This window comes from Halotia branconii CENA392, from assembly GCF_029953635.1.
GTDB lineage: Bacteria > Cyanobacteriota > Cyanobacteriia > Cyanobacteriales > Nostocaceae > Halotia > Halotia branconii.
The window spans coordinates 3,373,589-3,394,534 of sequence record NZ_CP124543.1; the positions used below are offsets into that span (position 1 = coordinate 3,373,589).

The following is a 20,946-nucleotide window of genomic DNA, read 5'->3' on the forward strand; positions in this document are numbered from 1 at the left end:
AGGAGCCAGTCGTGTGGGCTTGCATCCTTATTTTTGTTAAGTCAAATAAAAATCTTAAATGCTTTTATGAACACAATTTCTATCTTACCTAACTATATTAATGGTCAGTGGTGTGCATCTAAAGCTACAGATTATTTAGAGGTGATCAACCCAGCTACAGCAGAAGTTCTGGCTCAAGTGCCTCTATCACTAGCATTGGAGTTAAATGAAGCTGCCACAGCCGCCGCAGTAGCTTTTACAACATGGCGACGTACCCCACCGACAGAACGAGTCCAGTATTTATTTAAACTCAAGAATTTATTAGAAGCACATTTTGAAGATTTAGCTCGTACGATTACCCTGGAATGTGGTAAGACTTTGGCGGAATCGCAAGGCGAGATGCGCCGGGCAATTGAAAACGTGGAAGTCGCTTGTGGTATTCCCATGATGATGCAGGGAACTAATTTAGAAGATATCGCTAAAGGGATTGATGAGATAATGATTCGTCAACCTTTAGGAGTGGCGGCAGTAATTTGTCCCTTCAATTTTCCGGGGATGATTCCCTTTTGGTTTTTACCTTATGCGATCGCCTGTGGTAATACTTACATTGTCAAGCCTTCGGAAAAAGTGCCGTTGACGATGCAAAAAGTTTTTCAGTTACTGGAAAAAACGGGTCTACCCAAAGGAGTGATCAATTTAGTTAACGGCACTAAAGAAGTTGTAGATGCTATTTTAGACCATCCTCAAATTCGGGCGATTAGTTTTGTCGGTTCTACGCCAGTAGCTAAATATATATATAGTCGGGGAGCAGCCAACGGTAAACGATTACAATGCCAAGGAGGCGCAAAAAATCCCATTATTATTTTACCAGATGCAGACATCGAAATGACTACCAGAATCGCCGCTGATAGTGCTTTTGGTTGTGCTGGACAGCGCTGCTTAGCCGCCTCAATTGCAGTCACAGTCGGCACAGCCCGTCAAACTTTTACAGAAGCGATCGCCGAAACTGCTAAAAAGCGGATAGTAGGTAACGGTTTAGACCAAAGTGTGCAAATGGGGCCAGTAATCACTGCCCAAAGTAAGACACGAATTGAAGAATTAATTCAAAAGGGTGCAGACGAAGGTGCAAACTTGTTAGTAGATGGACGGCATCCCAATATTACTGGTTATGAAAATGGTAACTTTATCCGTCCCACAATTTTGCAAAATGTCCAGCCAGCCGGGGAAATTGCTCGTACAGAGATTTTTGGGCCAGTGTTGAGCTTAATACATTTAGATACTATTGATCAGGCGATCGCTTTAGTAAATAGCGGTCAATATGGCAACATGGCTTGTTTATTCACTACTAGCGGTGCAGCGGCTCGTAAATTCCGTTACGAAGCAGAGGCAGGTAATATTGGTATTAATATTGGCGTTGCTGCACCAATGGCGTTTTTCCCGTTTAGTGGTTGGAAAGATAGCTTTTTTGGTGATTTACATGGGCAAAGCAACCACGCAGTCGAGTTTTTTACTCAAACTAAAGTCATTGTTGAACGTTGGCCTAGTGATTGGTCACGTCAATTTTAATTACGAACCGCCAAGAACGCCAAGAACGCCAAGGAAGAAAAGGATAATCATTAAGTGCAAGTTTATATAAGATTGGTATTAAGCATCTTGCAATTTTTAATTAATAATTTTTAATTTTTAATTTGGAGCGAAGTGACTTGACTGTACCACAGCGTCCCCCTATCCTCAAACCGTCAGAGACTTACACCTTCCACAAATACTTTGATTTAAGATTCGCTCCAGCCGATATTCTGCGTGAATTGGGTGTAAGTTTAACTAAAACAAGCCTAAGTTTGCCAGTTAGTAATCATCAAATTCCTCGATTAAGCAACTTAAAAGAGCGATTAGAAGAAGCAATTATTCGTGTCAGTCTCACTAGTGAAGCGGCACGGAGAGAAGTGTTAATTGCTCCTATATTGTTGGAAGTGGCACATATTACTGAAGCAACAATTAATATTGAATATCCAATTGAAGTTAATCAATTCCTCCGGGGAGATTTGGACTATTACTTACAGTCTCAACGTCAAATACTGGTTGTCGAAGCAAAACAAGCAGATTTAACACGGGGATTTACACAACTAGCTGTGGAACTAATTGCTATAGATTCCTGGATAGAAGCGGATGAACCTATATTGTACGGTGCAGTCACAACAGGAGATATTTGGCAGTTTGGTAGTTTCCAACGAGTTAGTCGCCTCATAACTCAAGATTTAATGCTCTATCGCGTCCCAACTGATTTGCAAGAATTAATGCAGATTTTAGTTGGTATTCTCAACCCTTAAAAATTTTAGTAAAAAAGCGGTATGGTGTATCTTTGATAAGATAATAGTGCGTTTGTATTATTAAACAATGTAAGGCTAAATACGTTTTAAATTGACAAAAAACTTTAAAATAGTACGTTAAATGGTATCAATAATCTTAATTAATAGCTAAAACTATTGTTTTAGTTTTGTTATGTGTCAATTGCTGGGAATGAACTGTAATGTTCCAACCGATATTTGCTTTTCTTTTGAAGGGTTTTCGGCAAGGGGAGGCAAAACTGATCATCATAGTGATGGTTGGGGCATTGCTTTTTTTGAAGGAAAAGGCTGTCGGTTATTTTTAGATGAAAAACCTGCAATTGATTCTCCGATTGCAGAGTTAGTGCGGTGCTATCCTATCCACTCTACTCATGTGATTGCTCATATTCGCAAAGCTACCCAAGGTAAAGTCGCCCTTCAAAACTGCCATCCTTTTCGTAGAGAACTGTGGGGAAGATATTGGGTATTTGCTCATAATGGGAATTTACCAGACTTTGAGCCAGAAAATCAGCGGTTTTTTCAACCTGTAGGAAACACAGATAGTGAAAAGGCATTCTGTGTAATTTTAGAAACCTTACGACGAAACTTTCCTGACGGTAAGCCTAATTTAGAACAACTGTATCCTGTATTACGTAAAGTTACTGAAAATATAAATTTAATAGGCGAGTTTAATTACTTACTTTCTGATGGGGAACACTTTTTTGCCCATTGTTCAACTAAACTGAGCTATATTGTACGTCAAGCGCCTTTTGCTGCTGCTCACTTGATTGACCAAGATATGACTGTGGATTTTCGAGAGGTAACTACTGAGCGCGATCGCGTTGCTGTGATTGCTACTACTCCCCTCACAGACAACGAAGTCTGGACAAAAATCCCACCAGGAGATTTGCTGGTATTTCAAAATGGTTTGCCCTTGAGTATAGATGAGCGATCGCCATGATGTTCTGTCAACTTAAAAATGACGGGCGGAGGCAGGCAAGGGGAGCAGGGGGAGAAATAAAACTGGACTTTTCCATTAAACTAGCAAAATTAATAGGACAAACTACTAGAATCTTTACAAAAGAGACATCTATTATACCAATACTACTCGGTTAAGGATCATTGTAGGTTGGGTTAAACGAAGTGAAACCCAAAAAAACTCCAGACATGTTGGGTTTCGTTCCTCAACCCAACCTACAAATATTAAGCTTTTTGAGCTTAACCGAGCAGTATTGCCTATCATACCATTTCACGAAATACTTGAAATAGATGATTGGTCTTTAATTCTTTCCCCCTGCTCCCTGCTCCCTGCTCCCCTGCTGCCTATTTATATCAATTATTAAGTGAAACGGTATTAGTTTCTCTAAGCAACTTCTTCAAATAGTTATTATCCTTAATAATATGGGGAATCACCTTAGCGTAAATTGCCGGCAGGTGTCAGATGCTGCAAACAGAACAGATCTTACAAGACCGTTATCAAATCCAAAGCCAACTCGGCAATAATGGAATCCGTCAAACTTGGCTAGCAAAAGATTTACAAGCTACTAATGCCGAAAAATCGCTAGTTGTGGTCAAACTCTTGGCCTTTGGCGGTACTGTACAATGGGATGACCTAAAACTCTTTGAACGAGAAGCACAGATTCTCAAACACCTCAACCATCCCCGGATTCCCCGGTATTTTGATTATTTTTGTATTGATGACCGCACACTCTGGTTTGGCTTGGTACAAGAATACATTCCTGGTGAGTCGCTGAAGGAAAAACTTGCTGTTGGTAAAAGATTTACTGAAAAACAAGTTAAGAAAATTGCTGCTGAAATTTTAAATATTCTCATATATTTGCATGAGATGAATCCTGGTGTATTGCATCGGGATATAAAACCAAGCAATTTAATTTGGGGTGAAGATAATCGGATTTATTTAGTGGATTTTGGTGCAGTTCAAGATAAGGCTGCCAAAGAGGGCGTGACATTTACCGTTGTGGGTACTTATGGTTACGCACCTATGGAACAATTTGGTGGTCGGGCGGTTCCAGCATCGGATCTTTATGCTTTAGGAGCAAGTTTGATTCATTTGTTAACTGGGATTCCTCCTGCTGAATTACCCCAACAAGATTTGCGATTACAATTTGCTGAGCGAGTTAACTTAAGTCCCAGTTTCGCTCAATGGCTGCAAAAGTTAATAGAACCAGCACCAGAACAACGTTTTACTAGCGCTCGTCAAGCTTTAGATGTGTTGAAATCTGGTCTTGTTGTCAAACCTAAAAGTCAAAAAATCATTAATAATTCTGGCTGTGGAATTAATAATCATCATGAACTAATCCCTGATGAAATTCAGGGATGGAATTGGGGAGCGTTTTTACTACCTTGGTTGTGGTTGTGGACAAACCAAGTTTGGTTGGGATTATTTTGTTTTGTACCCCAAATTGGTTGGGTAATGGCGATCGCAATGGGTGCAAAAGGTAACGAATGGGCTTGGAAAAGTAGACAGTGGCGCAGTATTGAACAATTCAAAGCTCATCAAAGAGGCTGGGCGATCGCTGGTATGTTAATTGGTGCGCCTATCAGTATCATGATGTGGGTTGGAGCGATCGCTTTGCTGACAAGTGTTTTGTAAATAACAGCAGGGAGCCACTCCCCCTGCTTTTGATTGATTAATTTACTGGCGATTCAACTACGCCCACAGGACAAGAGACATTAGTTCCTCCTAAACCACAGTACCCGTTGGGATTTTTGGCTAGATACTGCTGATGGTAGGCTTCGGCATAGTATAACTCAGGTGCATCTAAGATTTCTGTAGTAATTTCTCCGTAACCTGCACCGTTGAGAGCTTGCTGATAAGTATCTTTTGATGCTTGTGCTAGTTGTCTTTGACTTTCAGAATACACATAAATTCCAGAACGGTATTGGGTTCCAGTGTCATTACCTTGGCGCATTCCTTGGGTAGGGTTGTGGCTTTCCCAGAAGACCTTAAGTAGTTCTGCATAACTAATCAGTTGCGGATCGAATACAACCAAAACTACTTCATTATGACCAGTCCTACCGCTACATACTTCTTCATAGGTAGGGTTAGGCGTGTAACCCGCAGCATAGCCCACTGCGGTTGTGTAAACTCCTTTGAGTTGCCAAAATTTGCGTTCTGCACCCCAAAAACAGCCCAAACCAAACAATGCTTTCTCCAATCCTTCGGGATAAGGAGGTTTCAGTTGATTCTGATTAACGTAATGACGGTCAGGTACGGATATCGGCTGCGTTCTTCCTGATAAAGCTTCTTCAGGAGTGGGCATAACCGACTTTTTGCCAAATCCAAATAGTGCCATTGATTCTAACCTGGTTGCTCATAAACATCTTTACCTTATTTAATATTGTAAAGAATCTGGCGATCGCTTGGAATTACAGCCAGTAGGGAAATTTCCCTACTAGCCATATTTTTGACAACTTACATTTCCGGTGGCAAATCTACACTGTAAATAATTTCTCCTGCTAAATTCCGCAGCGTTACTGTCATTATTTCTGTATAAGTACTAATTTTGACTGTGCCAAAGAACTGCAAACCCTCACTAGGGGGTCGATTTGCTTTTGTACCAGGGGGAATGCTTTGAAATTTTAATTGTGGCCCAAAAGTATTTTCTAATTCATTAGGCCCGAATGTACCAGAGTTGAGTGGCCCTGCGACAAACTCCCAGAAAGGTTTAAAGTCCTTAAACTGGGCTTTGTTTGGATCGTAGTAATGAGCAGCAGCATAATGTACATCGGCGGTTAACCAAACAACATTTTTGATCTGGCTGTACTTAATAAATCGTAGTAAGTCGGCAAGTTGTAATTCCCTACCTAAAGCTGGACCATCCCCGTTAGCCCAAGCTTCAAAATCAGTGCTACCATCTCGGACTATCAAGCCTAATGGCATATCACTAGCAATGACTTTCCAAGTTGCTTTTGATTTGTGTAATTGTTTTTTCAACCACTGTACCTGTTTTCTACCCAAAAATTCTGTTTCTTTACTTTGGACTGGCTGGTTATTGGGGGTGTTTGGCCCCCGATAGGTGCGTTCGTCCAGCATGAAAATTTCTAGTGAAGGACCGTAATTAAAAGAGCGATAAATTTTTGCTTTGTCTGTATTGTTGCTCTTATATCCAATCGGCATATATTCTAAAAAGGCTTGTCTTGCTCTTTGGGCTAGCAAAGAAACATCCTTGACTGTATAGCGGTCATCACTAAGGAGAAATTCTCCAGGATACCAGTTGTTAGTAGTTTCATGGTCATCCCACTGGGATAAGATGGGAACTTCAGCGTTGAAGCGCTGGATGTTTTCATCCATCAAATTGTACTTATAGTTACCCCGAAATTCTGTTAGAGTTTCTGCTACTTTAGATTTTTCTGGTGTGGTGATGTTTCTCCAGATTTTGCCATCGTCTAGCACGACCTCTGATTGGATGGGGCCGTCAGCATAAATGTTATCGCCAGAATGGATGAAAAAGTCGGGATTAACTTTCCGCATAGTTTCGTAAATTTTCATCCCACCGAAGTCGGGATTGATACCCCATCCTTGACCAGCAGTGTCACCACTCCAAGCAAAGAATACATCTCGTCCATATCGTCCATATTTGCTATACATTGGGGGAGTACGGAAACTCCCAGCTACAGGAGCGCTATAAGTGTTTTTGTAATCTAAATCTTGGAAAATTACCCGATAAAATATTTGTTGATTTGGCGGTAGGTTGTTGAGATTAAGCCTTGCTGTAAAGTCGCTGTCTTCTAAAGCATTTGGTCCGACAACGCGCCGCGCATGGCGAAAAGATTCGCTCGTGGAATATTCTACTAACATTTTGGCAGGGCGATCGCTACGACTCCAAATGATCACGCGATCGTCGGTGATGTCTCCGCAAGCTACGCCATAAGGTATTGCAGGACGCATTTTGTCGGAGGTAATAAATGCAGGGGATTGAGCAAAAACTGGTGATTTTGATACAAGGTTTGTGGTAATAATGCCACCTGCTGTCACAGCTGAACGTAGCAAGAACTGGCGACGGTTGAACTGCAACGGCTGCTTAGATTTAATATTCATTTATGGCAAATAATAAGTAAAGCTATTACAAAATAGTTACTTACTATATTCCCCTGTAGTAATGAGTAAAGATTGAGTTATCTAACGGTTAATAAATATAAGAAGCACACAACTAGATGTGCGCTTCTTTGCTGATAATCATGCTTCGCCTGAGAGTACTGAAATAACTACTAGTTAACTCACAAAACTTTCTTGCGAAGCGCAAATTCCGATATTATTTAGGGAGTTAAGGATGCTTTGCGTTTACGCTTTAACCACCATCCCATTGCCCCTGCGATCGCGGTTCCCCCAATAGTCAGAGGTTCAGGAACATCAGCGGTATTGACTACAAGTTTAGCTGGCGCACCATAACCGTAACCGAAAAGATATTGATCTCCTGCATCAACATTATTTTTAAGCGCACCTCCAATTGAGAAAAATTTCCCACCTGCGGCATTGATATCTGCAATAGCGTTCGAGTTGAGAGTAAAGTTCAGAATTTCCTCGCTATCACCAGTAGACGTAACTTGGAATGTTCCGTAGTTTTTTCCACTCCCTAAATCTCGATAAATATCCAAATCAGGATTATTGATTTTCTGGTTCAGGCTACTTGCAGGTGTCGAAACATCAAAGAAACTTATAGTAGGTGATGAATTACCGGAACCGATAAATCGCTGAATTTGTAGTGTTGCTGAAGAAACAGGGTTTTTTGCTATGGTACTAAGGTCAAATGTAAAATAGCTCCGATAAGTAGTTGTACGTAGTTTACCAGTAAGATAATTATCGTTGAAATTATCATTATAGCCCAAACGAGGATTATACGTACTCCACCAGCCTTGATTGTGAGTTCCCTCAATGAACTGGTTATCTGCCGTACTTAAGGTAACATTTACTGCTTGGGCTTGATCTACTGATCCTAATCCCAGACAAATAACAGTAGCACTAATTGCTAATTTGTAATACTTTTTCATTGGTTATCCTTAATTAGTATAAGTTTTGCATTTTGTTTAATTCATGTTCTGAAATCCAGTGAAAAATAGGATGTAACTAGGGCTTGCTGAAAAAGTCCTTCGGTGGAGGTAGGAACTCTTAACAGTTTTACCCTATACCTATAGTTTCCAATTTTTTGGACTCCAAAAAATTTGATATCCTAGGTTTTTAAGCCCTATATCCCTATTATCTTGCACTTTCTTTCCAAAAATAGCCGCAAAAGCTTACAATACAAGACTTTTAAAGCTATTCAGCATACCCTAACTAGTACTTGATCAAGTTAATTTTGAGGGTTTGTAATAAGAGCTTAAGTCCTTATTACGAACTTGCTAAACCTTCAATTGTTGGTTGACACAGTACTAGAGTTTATTTGTTTCCTGATGTATTTATGTATTAAATTCAACTGAAAACTTAAGTAAATATACAACCAATCTAGGGAAAATAAGGTATAAAGACAGAAACTTCATAGAAAAAATATACTTACATCACAATACCTTTACTCCATAATTTTTAATGCAGTCCTTTTCATCCAAGATACTTTTATCAGATCCCCAGTGTTTTTTGACACAAAATGAGGAAATTTGTGTTTAACCTGATTGCTTTGACATCATAACTTTTTCTACAAAGTCGGTATAAACATCACCCTGTAAGAACTCTGGTGTTTCCAAAATTTTTTGATGAAAGCTAATCGTAGTTGCTAACCCTGTAATTCCACACTCTCGCAAAGCCCTCTTCATTCGGTTAATTGCCGTAGTGCGATCGGGAGCCCAGACAATTAATTTACCGATTAGCGAGTCGTAATTAGGAGGAATTTGATAATCGGTATAAACGTGAGAATCTATTCTGACACCAGGGCCACCAGGTGGCAAATAACCAGTAATTCGCCCTGGTTGGGGACGAAAGTCATGTTCTGGATCTTCGGCGTTAATTCGACATTCGATCGCATGACCAGAAAAAACTACTTGCTCTTGAGTCAATTGTAGTTTTTCGCCTTGGGCAATCCGAATTTGTTCTGCAATCAAATCAAGACCTGTGATCATTTCAGTCACGGGGTGTTCAACTTGGATGCGGGTGTTCATTTCCATAAAATAGAAATCCCCTGTTTGGGAGAGCAAAAACTCAACTGTACCTGCACCCACGTAGTTGATTGACTTAGCAGCCATAACAGCAGCCATACCCATTTTTTTGCGGAGTTCTGGAGTCAGAACTAGACTCGGAGCTTCTTCTAGCAATTTTTGATGGCGACGTTGAATAGAACAGTCTCGCTCGCCGAGGTGAATCACATTACCGTAGCTATCTGCTAAGATTTGAAATTCAATATGGCGGGGACGCTCAATAAATTTTTCTAAATAAAGACCAGAATTACCAAAGGCTGCTTCTGCTTCACTTTGAGCAGCCGCAAACAGTTTTACTAGGTCATGATCATCTTTAACCAACCGCATTCCCCGTCCGCCACCACCAGCAGTAGCTTTAATCATCACGGGATAGCCCATTTCACGAGCAATTATCCGTGCTGCTTCAGCATCTTCAAGTAATCCATTGCTACCCGGTACAGTAGGTACGCCGACACGAATCATGGTTGCCTTGGCTGTTGATTTATCTCCCATTGCCCGCATAGCTTCTGGGGAAGGGCCAATAAAAGTAATATTGTGGTCGGCGCAAATTTCCGCAAATCGAGCGTTTTCAGCTAAAAAACCATAGCCAGGATGAATCGCCGAAGCATTTCGAGTTAAAGCCCCAGCAATGATCCCAGGAATATGCAGATAACTTTTACTACTGGGAGCTTCACCGATGCAAATAGCTTCATCAGCCAGTTGAACATGTAGAGCATTGCGGTCAACTGTGGAGTGAACTGCAACAGTAGCAATCCCCATTTCTTCGCAAGTGCGGAGAATACGCAAGGCAATTTCTCCACGATTCGCAATTAGGATTTTGGAAAACTTCATCAACGTTTCTCCTAGAAATTCCCGTTATCGACTTGGTTATTCAACTTCTGGCAAAAGTTATTAATTGGAGTCAGGAAACTGAACAATATGGTTTGGTTAAGAAAGCTCCCTCCCCTGCCTCCCTGGTCACTGAGTTTCGACTACGCTCAACTGCCGCGTAGCCGAAGTGCTGCTTCCCCTGCCTTCCTTGTCTTTCCTACTCTGGTTTGATTCGCACCAATTGTTGTCCAAATTCCACGGGAGAACCATTCTGCACTAGAATTTCCACAATTTGTCCAGATACTTCAGCCTCAATTTCGTTCATCAGCTTCATGGCTTCAATAATACAGACCGTTTGGCCAACTTTAATGCGATCGCCTACTTCTACAAAAGGTGGTTCGCTAGGAGCCGGAGCGCTATAAAAGGTTCCTACCATTGGGGAAACCATATCAACTAATTTTGGCCCCGTTGGTAACGATGCAGCTATTGTTAACTGCTCTGAAGATGCATTCCCCGTAGAGCCAACTGTTCCACTGATCGCCATGTTAACTCCAGAGTTTGGTGTTGTTGCGATCGCTCCACTTAAGGCTCCTTGAAACTCTGGTTGGTTTGCAGGTAGCTGTTGCTCGTTGACACCAACAGCTTTGTGTACTGTTAGTTCAAAATCATCAGTTTTCAGGGTTAGTTCTGCAAAGTCACTTTCAGCAATTGTGACTAGGAGTTTGTTAAGTTCATTAAAGTCTAGTGGCACAGATTATTTAACCTTATCTAATTCAGATATTAAACAACTAGTGATACTACAAAAATCTCTCAAGTTACCAACATAGGGTAACTCTTGTATTAAGAGAACATTCATTATGTTAGTATTGATTTAGCTTTTTGCAACATCCCAAATATTTTGCTTAATTCAATGATTTGTATTGGTAACATTAAATTGAATTGCTAAATAAATTTAGCTGTTCGTTTGTATCCCCCAGATGAATCTGCGGGTTTTACGCATCACGACTCATAAACCAACTTCAGTCAAGGCTTGACTAAAAGCATCAACTACATTTAAACGTTCTGCCCATGCTGTAAGATAGGCGTAGTCCAAATTTTGGGCTTGTAGTTTGAGTATTCCCAATACATCACGCCGCTGTTTTTCGGATTGACTACCCCGACCCCAGTGCAACTTTTGCAAAATCACATCCTCTGCTGAGGCAATCCAAAATGGAGGTATTCCATCTAAATTGGGCAATATTCGGCGTGCCATCTGCGACACTGCAAATGGTGAAGTATCTGTGATATACAAATCGGCATTGGCGATCGTTTCAGTATGTGTGATGTTGAGCATCCCTTCATACCCTTGCTTCAAATCTTCAACCGCACCGACTGGACAATAATATCCTGCTGCTTCCAGTGTCTTGACTAACAAATCAATTTGGTCAATTTCAACTTTGACAACCAAATCTAGATCACGAGTTGAACGGGGTTCACCGTGAATTGAACTGGCTACACCCCCACTGACATAATAAGGAATATTAATAGACACAAAAAGTTGGTGGAGTTCCCCTGCAAGCGTAATTGAATCCTGAATCCACATGCTTTCATCAACACCTTTTAGCTCAAACTCAAGAGAGAATTTTTCTGCCAGCATGGCACGAGCGAATATACGCCTAATTTCTTCTAAAGGAGCATCGCGATGTCGTAATTTAATACCTGCTAAACATAATTTTTTTATACCACTGTCATGGGCAGCAAACATTTTTATCCGTTGAGCAAGTGAGAGTTGCCGCAATCGAGTAAATAGATAAATGTCAGCCTCTATATTTGTATCACTAGTTTGTGGTTGATAATTTGGTTTGACAGTGGATATTTGCAAGGGTAAATCGTTCAATGTTATTGGTTTGTATTCAGGGTAACTGAAACTTTAGCCGATTTTTAATTTGAGCCGATAAAAAAGCTAAAAATAAATTAAGATTTCCATCAACTCTGAATTTGTATCAGACCATAAACACACACTAGATTAGTTGCACCTAATTGGTTGTATCAAATAAGATTTAATTTTAATTTATAGAACTGATGAAAGCTCCTTGGCAATCTCCGTACCCAGTTATGTACCCCCCATACACTGTTGCCTGTAACGGTTGGGTGCTGAAACGGTTTTTAAGACTTCTAGCTGAACCACTGAAAAAGCTGAGTCGTTGGAAGATGATTCCGCTTGGTAAGATTTCGACTTCTGTACCTAGTCAAAGCTTTAAGTTGGGACAATTCACGGTTGATTGGCAAGGTAGCAACACAAAAAAACCCAGTTTGCGGATTAGTCATCAAAGTAATGAAGCATTGCCAGTATTGCAAACATCCCCTGGTGAAAGCTTTGTTAGTGGAGGTAATGTTCGTCTTAATATCACTGAGGAACGAGGTTCTATAGAAATTGACGAACGCAAATATGCCGATTTTACCCATCAAATTATTGACGGCATCAAGCAAGAAGACGATACCTTAGAAATCTACGGTCGTCTTTTAAGTAGCCAAAGTGCAGATGACGGGCTTCAATATGTCTTGATATTACAGACTGTCGGCTCAAGAGAACTCAACTTTCAACTGCAAATTACCGATGGTTATGTTAATCAAATACAGTTGCAATTTGTTACTTCTGCTGACGAACACTTTTATGGTTTTGGAGAGCAATTTTCTGACATTGACTGCAAAGGACAATGGATACCGATTGTTTGCGAAGAAGGGGGAATTGGTCGAGGCGATCGCGCCCCGAAAGCCCTGAATCTACTAGGTGTTTCTGGTAATAGATTTTCCAGTTATGCCCCTATGCCCTACTTTTTTACTAACAAAAGGCGCTCAATATTTCTGACTAACACCGAACCGACAATTTTCAACTTGCGTGATCCGCAAATTGCAACTATCCGAGTTGTATCTAGTTGTATGCAAGGGCGCATCCTTTGCGGTGAGTCACCTTTAGATATTATTGAACTTTATACCAACTATGTGGGACGGATGCCACCACTTCCCGATTGGCTTCATAGTGGGGCGATCATCGGTATGCAAGGAGGTACGGAGTTTGTCCGGCGAGTGTGGTCGCAGTTACGCGACTTTGACACTCCTATTGCTGGATTTTGGCTTCAAGACTGGGTTGGTCAACGTCGCACGATCGCCGGAAAACAGTTATGGTGGAATTGGCAACTTGATGAAAGCACTTATCCAGGTTGGCAACAGTTGGTAAATGATTTGGCAAAGGCAAAAATTGCAGTTGGGGTATACGTCAACCCCTTTTTAGTCGAGCGTCCTTTACAGCCAGACCAAAAACAGCGTCATCTCTATCAAGAAGCTATAGAACAAGGCTTTGTAGTTAAAAATCAAGCCGCCAAACCATACTTAATCGAAAGTACTGACTTCTCTGCGGCTTTACTTGATGTGACTAATCCTGATGCCCGCAAATGGTTCAAAAGCATTCTTAAAGACGAAGTGCTAGGTAAAGGTGCTAAATTCTGGATGGCTGATTTTGCAGAAGCAGCACCGTTTGATGGCGTGTATGCTGCCGATGAATCTGGGCTACTTTATCACAATGAATATCCGGTTGATTGGGTCAGATTAAACCGAGAAGCTATTCAAGAACAGAATCAAGAAGGCGACGCTTGGTTTTTTAATCGAGCCGGATTCTTAAAAACTCCATCTCACAGCACAAGCATGTGGTTAGGAGATCAAAATACTAGTTGGGGTAAGAATGATGGCATCACCAGCGCTCTTAAAGGCATGATTAGTGGTGGTCTTTCTGGGTTAAGCATCAATCACAGCGATATTGGTGGGTATACAAGTATTGCTAACCCAATTTTAGAAGCCATTGGTGTCGGATTTAAGCGATCGCGGGAACTACTCTATCGATGGATGGAAATGAATGCTTTTACTCCCATATTCCGCACTCATGAAGGCAATCAACCAGATAAAAATGTTCAATTTTATACAGATAAACATACCTTCACAACTTTCAGTTATTGGTCAAAAGTCTATGCGGCGTTAGCTCCATATCGCCGGGAATTAATGACAGAAGCGGCAATTAAAGGATATCCCCTTGTTCGCCATCTTGTTTTGCATTATCCTGACGATCCTCATGTTTACAAACTAGAAGATCAGTTTCTCTTAGGTCGTGAGTTCTTAGTTGCACCAGTGCTAAAGCCAGGTCAAAAGAGCCTTAATGTATATTTTCCGGCTGGCGAATGGACTCACTTATGGAGTGGCAATACTTACGGTAGTTTAACAACAGGTATACGGCAAAAAGTACCTGCTCCCCTCGGACAACCTGCTGTATTTTACCGCAAAGGGTCTAAAGCAATTGAATCAGTCTTAGAGAATTTCAAGACAAAAAATATACTTACCGGAGCGCCATCAGCATAAGATTTTGAAGCGTTATTCCATCACTCTCAGCAGAGGAGGCAGGGGGCAGGGAGCAGGGGAAGAGGCAGGGGAGCAGGGAGCAGGGAGCAGGGAGAAATAGGTAATTTTTCTTCTTCCCCTCTGCACCCCGCACCCTGCCTTGGTTGTTGAGCGTAGTCGAAACACTACCTCTTTCCCATGCCCAATGCCCCATGCCCACTTGCCCAATACTTCTAAATATCTTCTGGATTAATCCCCAAATCCCGCAACCTTTGAGCGAGTCGTTCCGCTCGTTGTTGTTGTTGTTCTGCTCGTTCTGTTTGCTGTTGTACTAATTCTTCTGGCGTAGATAATTTATTTCCTTGTTGATCATACCAGTATAACCACTCACGCGATCGCCCCAAGTAAACACCGCGTTCTCGTCCAATTGCTAAGCCAATTTCTGGTAGCCAAATTTGCGAACCTGATTGCAAAATATAATCTCCATCAACTAAGCGATAAACTTCTAGAGGATCTCGCTTGCGTCGATATTTGCGACTGGGTACATAAATTGCGTAATATAAAATTCCTAATTGGGCATAGTCAAGTTTTTTCTTTTCGTATTCGCCACCGTAAGTTTTAGAAACTACTTCTAGAGCAAAGATAGGAACAATACCATCTTCTTCCCACAGGACATAACTTAAACGTCCTTCTTCACCAATAAAGCGTTCTACACCTAAGCTAAGAAATCCATCTGGTACTAATGGTGGCTGGCTGGGAGCATAATAGATGCCCATATCCACACCAAAAAACCAATCGGTGCGATTGCTCCATGCTAAAGCTAAAATTGCTTCTAACAAATTGGGAATGAGATTTTGTAGCTCGTTATCCACTGGAGTATCGTCAGAGTCGGGCAATTCTGCCGATGATGGAAGACAGTCCATTGGGTGGTAATGTACCATAACGGTCTTCACTGTAACTATGTAACTATATTTTAGGGCTTGATTGAGAATGTCTTACCATCAAGCAGCCCATTGCCCCCTCAAACAGATAATATTTACTTATGAACGCTACACAAGAACAACTAAAACTGAAATTTGAGCAGGCTTTGGTAGCTGCTTTTGGCGCTGACTACGCCGGAGTAGATCCGATTTTGGTTGCTGCTAGCAATCCGAGGTTTGGTGATTATCAGGCGAATGTTGCTTTATCGTTGAGTAAAAAGTTAGGAAAACAACCAAGAGCGATCGCAGCTGCGATCGTTGATAAACTAGATGTGTCAGAAATCTGCGAATCACCGGAGATAGCTGGGCCTGGTTTTATTAATCTCAAACTAAAAACAGAATATCTAGAAGCACAATTGCAAGCTATTCAGACAGATTCCAGGCTAGGAATCCCCACAACAAAAACACCACAACGAGAAATTGTCGATTTTTCCAGTCCCAACATTGCCAAAGAAATGCACGTTGGACATTTACGTTCAACGATTATTGGTGATTCTATTGCCCGGATTTTAGAATTTCAAGGTCATGATGTCCTGCGACTGAATCATGTCGGTGATTGGGGTACGCAGTTTGGCATGTTAATTACATATCTGCGGGAAGTTTCCCCAGAAGCCCTGACTACTGCTAATGCTTTAGATATTGGCGATTTAGTTAGCTTTTATCGTCAAGCTAAGTTACGGTTTGATGCAGATGAAGTATTTCAAGAAACGGCACGTCAAGAAGTCGTCAGATTACAAACAGGTGCAGAAGATACACTACATGCTTGGAAACTGCTGTGCGAACAATCGCGGCGGGAGTTTCAGATAATTTATGACTTACTGGATGTTCAAATAACAGAACGGGGCGAATCTTTCTACAATCCTTTATTACCATCTGTTGTCGAAGATTTAGACGCATCCGGTTTACTAGTAGAAAACCAAGGCGCAAAATGCGTTTTTTTAGAAGGTTTTACCAACAGAGAAGGTGAACCTCTGCCTTTAATTGTGCAGAAATCCGATGGTGGCTACAATTACGCCACAACAGATTTAGCATCTTTGCGTTACCGGATTCAACAAGATGAAGCAAAGCGGATAATTTATGTCACAGATGCCGGACAATCCAACCATTTTGCCCAATTTTTTCAGGTAGCACGTAAAGCCGGATGGATTCCTGACGATGTGGAACTTGTGCATGTTCCCTTTGGTTTGGTGTTAGGGGAAGATGGTAAAAAATTTAAAACTCGTTCTGGCGATACTGTGAGATTGCGGGATTTATTAGATGAGGCGATCGTTCGTTCTCGTATAGACTTAGAAAAAAGATTACAAGAAGAACAGCGCCAAGAAACGCCAGAATTTATTAATGAAGTTGCCGAGGTAGTTGGTATCAGTGCGGTGAAATATGCTGACTTAAGCCAAAACCGCACCAGTAACTATATTTTTAGCTACGATAAAATGTTGGATCTCAAGGGTAATACTGCACCTTATATGCTGTATGCTTATGCGCGGATTCAAGGTATTAGCCGCAAAGGTGGTATTAACTTTGACGAATTGGCAGACAATGCCAAAGTTGTATTAGAGCATGAAACAGAACTAGCACTTGCTAAATATTTAATGCAAATGGATGAAATTATTAGTACTGTAGAGCAAGATTTACTGCCTAACCGTTTATGTGAATATTTATACGAATTGAGTAAGAAATTTAATCAATTTTATGATCGCAATCAAGGGGTACAAGTGCTGAATGCAGAGGAACCACAACGGACATCACGCTTAGTTCTGTGTGATTTGACAGCTAAAACTTTAAAACTAGGATTATCTCTATTAGGAATCCAGGTATTAGAGAGAATGTAAAAATCAAGTATTTCTTAGTGTCTTTGTGCCTTAGTGGTTAATCAAAAGTAACCACTAAGTTTAGATTAAATAAGAGGCGATCGCAAATGGTACAAACACCACAAAAAAATCTAACCTTGGCAGAGTTTTTGTCACTACCAGAAACCAAACCGGCTAGTGAATATATTGATGGTCAAATCTTGCATTACTAGTGGGATTGAGCTTGATTGTAGTAGGAGTAGTATTACTAGTCTGGCAAAATAAAATTATAAGTTAAAGTGTACGAATGCGATCGCGTCTTCTGACTCCAGTAAATCTTATTTTTTAGTATTAAATATTACAAACATTTCCTGAATAAATTCTCAGCAAACCTAATTAGGATTTCTCGGTTGTAATACAGCAATGAAATTCCGTAGTTATACTGTAACTATTTATCTAAAATTCTTATATTAATTAGGTAATAGTCCCTTTTTATTGGGGAGTAACAGTAGTAAGCGAAAAGCCACTAGTATTTGAAATTAATCTATAGGTAGGTACTTAATAAATCAGAGGGGAAAAGGTTAAAGGGAAAAGGGAAAAGTCGCGCCACTTGCGTAGCGGGACGAAGTACGGTAAGGCAGCGCTGTCTTGGGGAGCCAGTCCGCCCTTGCGGTTTCCCGACTTGTAGGAACTGGCGTGGTTTCACCCATGAACGACTGCCGCACCCCTTGTCGGTTTTTATCTTTCCCTCTTCCCCTTCTTGATGAACTATCAGCTTCAAAGTTAAAGCTGAGTAGCCCATAAGATTGTTTTAAATAAATTAATCAGCAAACAGTATATAGATTAACTACTAAAAGCCCCTTGGCAATGGGAAACTATATTTATATGATTACCGTCTACTTGCTTTATAGAACGCAGATAACGGTATTTTTTAAGCTGAAAACTTAACTTTTTCTTAAAAAGGAAGCAATGGTACTAAGCAGTAGAATGTAACTTAATCAACTATAAAAACTTATAGATTGACTATCCAAAGCTAAATATCGTAACTTGCAATTAAAGCTTTATAAGCTATAGCTTAGATTTATTAATTTCTGTGAATCTATATTCCAAAATTTAAGATTCTCCGAAAAAATCTGGGTATCTAAATATTTAGAAAAACTTGTTATAAATTACCGTCAGAACCATAACTACTGGTTCGACCTTAAAGGGAGTTATGAAGTGGAAAACAATAAGTCATTTTTTTGGCCACAAGGAATATTAATTGCGCTGCTAGGTTTAAGCGCGAGTTTGAGTGTTGGCTTAATGATGCTGATTAAGCCAAATGCTTCTGAAGCCCAAAGTGGGCAAAGTATAAATGTAAATAACACGACTGCAAGAGTAGGAACTCAGCAGCGGATTGAGGAGTTAAAAGCAGCAATGCTTACAAGTTGGCAGCAAGAGGCCAAAACAAAAGGCCTTTCTTATGCTGTAGCACCCCGCTTTCAAGGAGTAACTATTAATTCAGCAAAACTTAGTCAAGGTCAAAAAGTAATAGCTTTGACTTTTGATGATGGGCCTTGGCCTGAAAGTACAGCGCAAGTATTAAATATTCTTAAAGAAAATAATATTAAAGGTACATTCTTTGTCGTAGGACAGAACGTCAAGAATTATCCAGACTTAATAAAGCGGGTGATAGCTGAAGGTCACGCTATTGGTAATCATACTTGGCATCACTGGTATCATTACATGAATCAACAGGCCGCCGCCTATGAAGTTGACCATACAACAGATCTGATTTATAAAACTACAGGTGTTAAAACCAATTTATTTCGACCACCTGGAGGTATTATGCACAATGGCGTAGTAGCCTACGCTAGAAGTAGCAAGTATGCAATCATTATGTGGTCTTCTGATTCATTAGACTACTCGCGTCTGAATGTACCCAAGTTAATTAATAATGTTTTCAGGCTGGCAAAACCCGGTGGAATTGTATTAATGCATGATGGAGGCGGTAATCGTACCAAAACCGTCCAAGCTTTACCAGAAATTATTACTGGCTTTCGCAAGCAAGGCTATAGTTTTGTCACCGTTCCAGAACTTTTAGACATGCAAGATAAAGACCATAAGTTAATTGCAAATAAAAAGTGAAAAGTTAGATCCCCGACTTCTTTAAAAAGTTGGGGATCTAGACACCAAAAGAAGCATAAGATCAACCTACCCAGAGATCTTGAGCAAATCGAATAGAGAAGGTGGCAAGTAAAATAAGAAAGAAAAATAGCGTCAAGTATCCCCAACGAGGATGACGAGATAACAATATGCCCAAAGCTACACTTAATGAGACAATGCCGTAAGCAAGACGACTGAGTGACCAAGTTCCCCCAGAAGCGAAAATTAACCCCAAACCGCAGCAGCCATAAATCAAAGTAATAGGTGTCAATTCTGTGCGTAAGTGCCACAACAAGTAAGCGCCGCCCAAAACTGCGGCCATGTTAATCAATGGGTCGCCTCCTAATATCCACCACAATAAAATTAAAATGGCAAAACCATAGTCTACTTTGATAGCGCCCAATTTTTGACGGTAACGCCACAACATATAAGCGCCGCTGACAATCACAGCAAACAATAAAGGAGGCAAAGGGTCTTTAATGGAACCATACTTCCAATTAGTTGTGCCAACTGTAATTTGCATCAGCATTTTCCACCAACCTAGCCAATCAAATCCTAAAGAAGGTCGCCACCCTTTTTGGGCTGTGATAAATGCTAAGGGATCACCAAAATTAATCGCACAATATAAGCTAAATAGCAGTATGCCAATAGCAACTGCTAAACCTGCAATGTAAGCAATAGGAGGTCTGCGTTGTTTCCAAGCTGCGATCGCAAATGCTGGGATCAGTGCTATACCTGTAGGACGTGTAGCTGTCGCCATTGCCCCCCAAACAGTTGTCCAGCCATATTGTTGTTGATCGAAGGCTTGTAAAGCGGCTGTACTAAGCAATAAATATAGTCCTTCAGTATAAATTACAGTAGTAAATATAGATAACGGACACCAAGCAATAACAGCAGTAGACCAACGTGCAGCACTACTGCCATAAAATTTTTTAGCCCAGAAGTATAAAAAGTAAAGTGTAAGTAAAAATGCTAAGTTGTTTATCAGTGTGCCAGCTGCTTCAAACGACAAGCCTAGATGCATCAGCCCACGAATCAAGAAAGGAAACAGGGGAAAAAACGCGATATTATGACCCTTGCCGTCGTTGACAAACTCATAACTAGAAATTGCGATCGCTCGATAATGCACAGTATCCCAAGCGTCAAAAACTCCCCAGCCAAATGTCGGCGTGACTTTTTCTGGTGGTATCGGTAATAAGGGAGCAACCAGCAACATGGCAGTCCATATAAACATTCTGCTAGCCAGCCACATCACAGCAGGAAAGAATAAATCATTTTTCCATGATATTTTTTCGAGTCTTAACTGAACTTGAGCCATAAGTTTTAATGTTTTAAAAGATTTACGTTATGCGGGTCAGTTGTCAGTTGTTTTTAGCCAGGACTTACGCAACTGGCACAGTGCGATCACAT

General features: G+C 40.7%; 15 protein-coding genes. 7 read left to right on the forward strand and 8 right to left on the reverse strand.

Annotated elements, in window-relative coordinates:
* The first annotated feature begins 66 nt into the window (after window positions 1–66).
* From QI031_RS14770 to QI031_RS14785, 4 genes are all read left to right on the forward strand, one after another.
* Window positions 67–1,545 (forward strand): CoA-acylating methylmalonate-semialdehyde dehydrogenase, encoded by a 1,479-nt coding sequence (locus QI031_RS14770; protein ID WP_281485869.1) that lies wholly within the window; start codon window positions 67–69, stop codon window positions 1,543–1,545.
* Window positions 1,546–1,682: 137 nt separating this feature from the next.
* Window positions 1,683–2,306, forward strand: coding sequence for a hypothetical protein (locus QI031_RS14775; RefSeq protein WP_281485870.1), 624 nt, complete (start codon window positions 1,683–1,685; stop codon window positions 2,304–2,306).
* A gap of 172 nt (window positions 2,307–2,478) precedes the next feature.
* The gene (locus QI031_RS14780; protein ID WP_281485871.1) at window positions 2,479–3,264 is read left to right on the forward strand and encodes a class II glutamine amidotransferase; all 786 of its coding nucleotides are present in this window, start codon (window positions 2,479–2,481) and stop codon (window positions 3,262–3,264) included.
* Window positions 3,265–3,744: 480 nt separating this feature from the next.
* On the forward strand, window positions 3,745–4,917 hold the full coding sequence (locus QI031_RS14785) for a serine/threonine protein kinase (RefSeq protein WP_281485872.1): 1,173 nt from the start codon (window positions 3,745–3,747) through the stop codon (window positions 4,915–4,917).
* 37 nt (window positions 4,918–4,954) lie between these two features.
* On the opposite strand, the gene msrA is transcribed toward QI031_RS14785, so the two are convergent.
* From msrA to QI031_RS14815, 6 genes are all read right to left on the reverse strand, one after another.
* Complete coding sequence (msrA, locus tag QI031_RS14790; RefSeq protein WP_281485873.1) at window positions 4,955–5,620, reverse strand: peptide-methionine (S)-S-oxide reductase MsrA; 666 nt, start codon at window positions 5,618–5,620, stop codon at window positions 4,955–4,957.
* Window positions 5,621–5,739: 119 nt separating this feature from the next.
* A complete protein-coding gene (locus QI031_RS14795) occupies window positions 5,740–7,365 on the reverse strand; it encodes an alkaline phosphatase D family protein (RefSeq protein WP_425526024.1) in 1,626 nt (541 codons plus the stop codon).
* A gap of 218 nt (window positions 7,366–7,583) precedes the next feature.
* Window positions 7,584–8,315 (reverse strand): PEP-CTERM sorting domain-containing protein, encoded by a 732-nt coding sequence (locus QI031_RS14800; RefSeq protein ID WP_281485874.1) that lies wholly within the window; start codon window positions 8,313–8,315, stop codon window positions 7,584–7,586.
* Window positions 8,316–8,921: 606 nt separating this feature from the next.
* Window positions 8,922–10,280, reverse strand: coding sequence for an acetyl-CoA carboxylase biotin carboxylase subunit (gene accC / locus QI031_RS14805; protein ID WP_281485875.1), 1,359 nt, complete (start codon window positions 10,278–10,280; stop codon window positions 8,922–8,924).
* 196 nt (window positions 10,281–10,476) lie between these two features.
* Window positions 10,477–11,010, reverse strand: a complete 534-nt coding sequence (gene accB / locus QI031_RS14810) for an acetyl-CoA carboxylase biotin carboxyl carrier protein (RefSeq protein WP_281485876.1) — start codon at window positions 11,008–11,010, stop codon at window positions 10,477–10,479.
* 255 nt (window positions 11,011–11,265) lie between these two features.
* Window positions 11,266–12,135, reverse strand: coding sequence for a hypothetical protein (locus QI031_RS14815; RefSeq protein ID WP_281485877.1), 870 nt, complete (start codon window positions 12,133–12,135; stop codon window positions 11,266–11,268).
* A 218-nt stretch (window positions 12,136–12,353) separates the two neighbouring features.
* On the opposite strand from QI031_RS14815, the gene QI031_RS14820 reads away from it, so the two are divergent.
* Entirely contained in the window at window positions 12,354–14,645 is a 2,292-nt protein-coding gene (locus tag QI031_RS14820) for an alpha-glucosidase (RefSeq protein WP_281485878.1), read from the forward strand.
* A 212-nt stretch (window positions 14,646–14,857) separates the two neighbouring features.
* Here QI031_RS14820 and QI031_RS14825 read toward each other — a convergent pair whose 3' ends face one another.
* Entirely contained in the window at window positions 14,858–15,565 is a 708-nt protein-coding gene (locus tag QI031_RS14825; protein ID WP_281485879.1) for a Uma2 family endonuclease, read from the reverse strand.
* Between the two features lie 101 nt (window positions 15,566–15,666).
* On the opposite strand from QI031_RS14825, the gene argS reads away from it, so the two are divergent.
* Together argS and QI031_RS14840 are read left to right on the forward strand one after the other, a co-directional pair.
* Window positions 15,667–17,433, forward strand: coding sequence for an arginine--tRNA ligase (gene argS / locus QI031_RS14830; RefSeq protein ID WP_281485880.1), 1,767 nt, complete (start codon window positions 15,667–15,669; stop codon window positions 17,431–17,433).
* A 1,176-nt stretch (window positions 17,434–18,609) separates the two neighbouring features.
* Window positions 18,610–19,518: a polysaccharide deacetylase family protein gene (locus QI031_RS14840; protein WP_281485881.1), complete on the forward strand. Its 909-nt coding sequence runs from the start codon at window positions 18,610–18,612 to the stop codon at window positions 19,516–19,518.
* A 61-nt stretch (window positions 19,519–19,579) separates the two neighbouring features.
* Here the strand turns inward: QI031_RS14840 and QI031_RS14845 are convergent, their stop codons facing one another.
* The gene (locus tag QI031_RS14845; protein WP_281485882.1) at window positions 19,580–20,854 is read right to left on the reverse strand and encodes a mannosyltransferase family protein; all 1,275 of its coding nucleotides are present in this window, start codon (window positions 20,852–20,854) and stop codon (window positions 19,580–19,582) included.
* Between the last annotated feature and the right edge of the window lie 92 nt (window positions 20,855–20,946).

What these genes read in the sequence shown, in the direction of transcription:
- QI031_RS14770 (WP_281485869.1), top strand. Translation starts at nt 67, where the DNA reads ATGAACACAATTTCTATCTTACCTAACTATATTAATGGTCAGTGGTGT.
- QI031_RS14780 (WP_281485871.1), top strand. Translation starts at nt 2,479, where the DNA reads ATGTGTCAATTGCTGGGAATGAACTGTAATGTTCCAACCGATATTTGC.
- QI031_RS14785 (WP_281485872.1), top strand. Translation starts at nt 3,745, where the DNA reads ATGCTGCAAACAGAACAGATCTTACAAGACCGTTATCAAATCCAAAGC.
- msrA (WP_281485873.1), bottom strand. Translation starts at nt 5,620, where the DNA reads ATGGCACTATTTGGATTTGGCAAAAAGTCGGTTATGCCCACTCCTGAA.
- QI031_RS14795 (WP_425526024.1), bottom strand. Translation starts at nt 7,365, where the DNA reads ATGAATATTAAATCTAAGCAGCCGTTGCAGTTCAACCGTCGCCAGTTC.
- QI031_RS14800 (WP_281485874.1), bottom strand. Translation starts at nt 8,315, where the DNA reads ATGAAAAAGTATTACAAATTAGCAATTAGTGCTACTGTTATTTGTCTG.
- accC (WP_281485875.1), bottom strand. Translation starts at nt 10,280, where the DNA reads ATGAAGTTTTCCAAAATCCTAATTGCGAATCGTGGAGAAATTGCCTTG.
- QI031_RS14820 (WP_281485878.1), top strand. Translation starts at nt 12,354, where the DNA reads ATGTACCCCCCATACACTGTTGCCTGTAACGGTTGGGTGCTGAAACGG.
- QI031_RS14825 (WP_281485879.1), bottom strand. Translation starts at nt 15,565, where the DNA reads ATGGTACATTACCACCCAATGGACTGTCTTCCATCATCGGCAGAATTG.
- argS (WP_281485880.1), top strand. Translation starts at nt 15,667, where the DNA reads ATGAACGCTACACAAGAACAACTAAAACTGAAATTTGAGCAGGCTTTG.
- QI031_RS14845 (WP_281485882.1), bottom strand. Translation starts at nt 20,854, where the DNA reads ATGGCTCAAGTTCAGTTAAGACTCGAAAAAATATCATGGAAAAATGAT.